The sequence below is a fragment of the Candidatus Protofrankia californiensis genome, from assembly GCF_900634765.1.
GTDB lineage: Bacteria > Actinomycetota > Actinomycetes > Frankiales > Frankiaceae > Protofrankia > Protofrankia californiensis.
Genome location: NZ_CAAAFT010000095.1, coordinates 1 through 3,582, shown reverse-complemented (window position 1 = coordinate 3,582; position 3,582 = coordinate 1). Strand labels below are relative to the sequence as shown.

The 3,582-nt window shown below is 71.1% G+C and carries 3 protein-coding genes; 1 reads left to right on the top strand and 2 read right to left on the bottom strand.

Features of this window, described 5'->3' with window-relative positions; genetic code table 11:
* Positions 1–338, top strand: a 338-nt coding sequence (locus tag DD1DGNOD_RS05625; protein ID WP_165036452.1) for an LppX_LprAFG lipoprotein, incomplete at its 5' end; no start/stop codon positions are given.
* Between the two features lie 124 nt (positions 339–462).
* Here DD1DGNOD_RS05625 and DD1DGNOD_RS05620 read toward each other — a convergent pair.
* Positions 463–1,923: an acetamidase/formamidase family protein gene (locus tag DD1DGNOD_RS05620; RefSeq protein ID WP_430827757.1), complete on the bottom strand. Its 1,461-nt coding sequence runs from the start codon at positions 1,921–1,923 to the stop codon at positions 463–465.
* Between the two features lie 332 nt (positions 1,924–2,255).
* Positions 2,256–3,582, bottom strand: a 1,327-nt coding sequence (locus tag DD1DGNOD_RS05615; RefSeq protein ID WP_131769602.1) for a hydantoinase/oxoprolinase family protein, incomplete at its 5' end; no start/stop codon positions are given.

Here is a 3,582-nt window from a genome sequence, read left to right as displayed (position 1 = left end):
CCTCGACCCCGGTGACCACCGTCGGCCAGGAAGCGATCGACGGCGTCACGACCACCCATTACACGTTGTCCGTGAACCTGGACGCAGCCGCTGCCCGGGGAAACATCAGCGCCACGACGGTCGAGTACTACAAGGGCACCCTGGGGACGGCGATCCAACCGACCGAAGCATGGATCGACGCCGAGGGTCTCGTCCGCCAGCTCCGCGTCACCGTCGCCAGCGCCGGCTCCGACAACGGCGCGGGACGCAGTGAGATCGTCCGGACGGTGACCTACTCGGACTTCGGCGTACCCGCGCGCATCACCGCACCGCCGGCCGACCAGATCGCACCCGGCTGACCGGCTTTCCCCGTGTAACGCCTCCGGCGTGGCACGGGGCCCCGAGCTCTGTGGCGGGCCGCCGTCCGGGAGCCCGCGCAATCGTCTTCGACGATCGCACGCCACCAACAGACAACCGCCGCGGCTACTCCGGCGGGCTCTTCTCCCCGCGGCTGCCCACGTCCATCACGACCTCGCCAGGCGTATCGGCGGCACGTGCATCCGGCGCCGGCTCCGGTACGTCCGATACACCTTCCAGCGCTGGGTCCGGTACGTCCGGACGCTCGTGTGCCTCATCTGCGCTCACCGGCTCCTCGCGGCGATCGGCCGCGGGAGTGAGATCGGTCGCCGGAGTGGACGTGGGGGCGACCCGCCCGAATCCGGGGCGTACCAGCCGGGGTTTGGCAGCGGCCGGCTCCCCGAAGTCCGCCCGACGGATCCGGCAGTACACGGTCTGCAGGTCGCCGGCCGACCGGCCGATACCGAAGGCAGCCGCCGCGGACAGGTAGGCGAGAGCGTCCGCCCGGTCCATCCCCAGCCGGGTGGACAGGAAGACCACCGCCGACCGCGTGGTATGGCGGACGGCATCGGCGAGATCGGCATGTGCCCCCAGCGGAACCCAGTGGGTGTCGGTTTCGACAAAGGGTTCGCGCAGCATCCCGAGAGCGGCCCGGGCGGCGGGTTCCTTCAGGACGGTCAGGCGGAACGTCGCCCGCAGCGGCCCTTCCAGGGCGACCATCGCGACCTTTCCGTCACCCAGGGAATAATGTGGGTCACCAACGGCAAACAGTGCGCCGGGGACCCGCACCGGGAGAAACAGCCGGGCACCGACACCCAGTTCCCCGCAGTCGAGGGCTCCGCCATGCGTCCCGACCGAGGTCGAACGGAGCGGGCCGGGGCCGTCGAGGGCAACCGACATGATCCCCATGAACGGCGACAGCGGAAAACGCACCTTCCGCCTCCCAGCTCCCCCCAGTGAGCCGAAGAGCCTGCCCCGACGCCGTTCGACGGCGCAGAAGCTGCTCGTCGTCCGGAAGGCCGTCCAGTTGCGGGCGTTCGCATCCGGGCCGGGAGGGTCGTTTTCGGGAAACTCTCCGGCGAGCAGCCCCGCACCGTGACGGGTCGACACCACCCCGTACCTGGCCCGCGGATGCAGCGAAACGACGTCCACCCGCAGCACATCGCCGGGCTCGGCACCGCGAACGAGCACCGGTCCGGTCACCATGTGCGGGCTGTCCACCCCGAACCGGTGCGGGATCCCGGAGGACGCGATCATCCGGGCGTCCTCAAGCACCTCGGGAGCCGGGACACCGAACCCGCCGAAGAAGGCGTCCGGGTCACGCCCCTGATCGTCGAGGATTCCCTCCTGACTGACCGTGTCGACCGTCACCGTGGCCCCCGACTCCACGCTCAGCACGGGCCGGGTGTCGGCGGTTGGCAGCCGCCCCCACATGACCGTCTCGGGGGTGGACGGCAGGTAGTGCTTTCCGTCCACCTTTCCCTTGCCGGGCTGCAGTGCCACGACGGCGCCGCTACCGCGACGTCCGGGGCCACCCGCGGCACCCGGTATCGGAAAGCCCTGGAGGGCCAAAGGCAGAGCGATCATGTTTTTCTCGCGCTGCCGGCGGCCCAAGTCCCCAGAAGGCTCCGAGGGGCGCGGCCATCCCGGACATCGAGCAGGGGTAGCTTCCCCTGGCAGATCGTCGCCCGACGGGCTGGTGATGACACGACACGGGCGTCAGAGTCGCAGTGAAATATGACACATATGTTTCTGATGCGTTGCAGTCATCCTCATTCACCAGCATGAAGCCCGTATGGCAGTGATCCGCCAGGTAAAACAGTTTCTCGACCGGGCGGCCCGGGTGGTCGTCCGGCGTATGAGGGGGCCGAGCCACCCGGAACGCGCCAGGCGCGCCCGACCGTTAGCCGAGCCACCCGTCAGGCTCGCATGAGCAGCAGGGAGCCGACCGCGTCCACTTCGGCGCGCCAGCCGGGGCGTATCAGGCAGGTCGCCTCGGCGAACTCGACGACGGCCGGCCCCGCCACGCCGCTGCCTGCTCCCAGCGCGGCGCGGGGCACAACGTCCACGTCCTGCCAGGAACCGTCCAGGTAGACCGACCGGCGGCTGCGGACCGCGGTGGGATCGGCGGCTGGCGCCCGCAGCTCGGGTCGCAGGCCCGGCACCGTGGCCACCAGCCGTACGGCCACCACCTCGACCTCCCGGTCGTGCGCGGTGTGCCCGTAGCGGCGCAGGTGCTCGGCCTCGAAGGCCGTCCGTATCCGCGAGGCGGAAAAGTCACCGTCCGCGACGCCGCTACCAGCCCCGTCGCCGAGCTGCTCAGCAGCCGGCAACCCGCCACCGGAGGAAGCCACAACCGTCAGCTCATGCGCCTGGCCCACATACCGGCAGTCCGCCTGGAGTTCGGTCGCAAGTGCGGGAATGTCCGTAGTGGGGGTGTTTGCGCGGGCGGTCCGGGCCAGCTCGGCGAAGGCGGCGCCCAGATCGACCTCTGCCAGCAGACCGTGCAGCGGATAGAGGTAGTCCCGACGGACGTCGCCGATGGCCAGCCCCAACGCAGAGAGCACCCCGCAGGCCAACGGCACCAGCACCCGGCGTATCCCGAGCTCCTCGGCCAACGCGCAGGCGTGCGTTCCGCCGGCGCCGCCGAAGGCAACCAGGGTCAGCTCCCGCGGGTCAAGGCCGCGTTCCACCGAGACCACCCGCAATGCCCGGATCATCTCCGCGTCGGCGACCGCCACCACCCCGGCCGCCGTTTCCTCCGCCGACAGGCCGTCCGGGCCGGACCCGAGTATCGCGCCCAGGGTGGCCAGCGCCTTGTGAGCGGACGCCCTGGACAGGGTGACCTCGCCGCCGAGGTTCGCCCCGTCGGCCAGATAGCCGAGAACCAGGTCCGCGTCGGTCACCGTCGGCTCGACGCCTCCGCGGCCGTAACAGGCCGGGCCCGGATCGGCTCCGGCCGAACGGGGCCCGGCACGCAGCGCTCCACCGGAGTCGACCCACGCCACCGATCCACCGCCGGCGCTCACCGAGTGGACGTCCACCGTCGGCAACGTGATCGGTATGCCGGCGAGCACCGACTCGGCCGTGGTCTGCACCCGACCGCCGAGCACCGGGGCGACATCCGTCGACGTCCCGCCCATGTCGAAGGTCAGCAGATCGGCCAGGCCCGAGCGGGCCGCGACATAGGCGGCGCCGACCACTCCCGCGGCCGGCCCCGACAGCACACATGCCGCGGCGTGGCCG

Coding starts and splice junctions, on each gene's coding strand:
- DD1DGNOD_RS05620 (WP_430827757.1), bottom strand. CDS start 1,923: ATGATCGCTCTGCCTTTGGCCCTCCAGGGCTTTCCGATACCGGGTGCC.